The sequence below is a fragment of the Desulfocucumis palustris genome (genome assembly GCF_002933875.1).
GTDB classification, from domain to species: domain Bacteria; phylum Bacillota; class Desulfotomaculia; order Desulfotomaculales; family Desulfocucumaceae; genus Desulfocucumis; species Desulfocucumis palustris.
Genome location: NZ_BFAV01000033.1, coordinates 1 through 676, shown reverse-complemented (window position 1 = coordinate 676; position 676 = coordinate 1). Strand labels below are relative to the sequence as shown.

Sequence of the window (676 nt, the reverse complement as noted above, 5' to 3'; positions counted from 1 at the left end):
CCAGGCAAGGCATCTTCTTTTCGACAGCTGGTTTGCCTTTCCGTCCGTTATCTGCAGGGTGCGTGAACATCGCCTCCATGTGATATGTATGCTTAAATCAACGAAGAAGATTCATTACACCTATAAAGGCGAAAAGATGACTCTTGGCACCCTTTACAAGGAACTTCTTAAAAAACCCGGCAAAGCCAAGGTTCTGGCGAACGCCATCGTTCAAATCGGCAAGGACTCAGGGGGTAACCCTGTGACGGCACGGATCTTATTCATCCGGGACCGGAACAGGTCGAAAAAATGGTTGGCATTACTTGCAACTGATTTAGAGTTGACAGCTAAAGAGATTATTCAAACTTATGGAAAACGCTGGGATATTGAGGTGTTCTTTAAAACCACCAAATCCTTTTTAAACCTTGCCAAGAAGTTCCAGGGAAGATCTTATGACTCCATGGTTGCCCATACTACAATCGTTTTCTGCCGGTATATCTTGCTTGCCCTTGAAAACCGGGAAAGCAAAGACCCAAAAACTCTTGGCAATTTATTTTATCTTTGCTGTGACGAGCTTCAGGATATAAGCTTTGCGGAAGCTTTTCAACTCTTATTAACGATGCTTAAAAATACCTTGCGGAAATATCTTACAATAACGGATTGTGCTTTACAGGACCTCATTAACGATTTTATTTCC

At 42.6% G+C, this 676-nt stretch carries 1 protein-coding gene; it reads left to right on the top strand.

All coding sequences use genetic code 11. The annotated features are described in order from the left end of the window. A partial coding sequence (locus DCCM_RS03085; protein WP_165791998.1) for an IS4 family transposase occupies nucleotides 1-676 on the top strand: 676 nt, incomplete at both ends.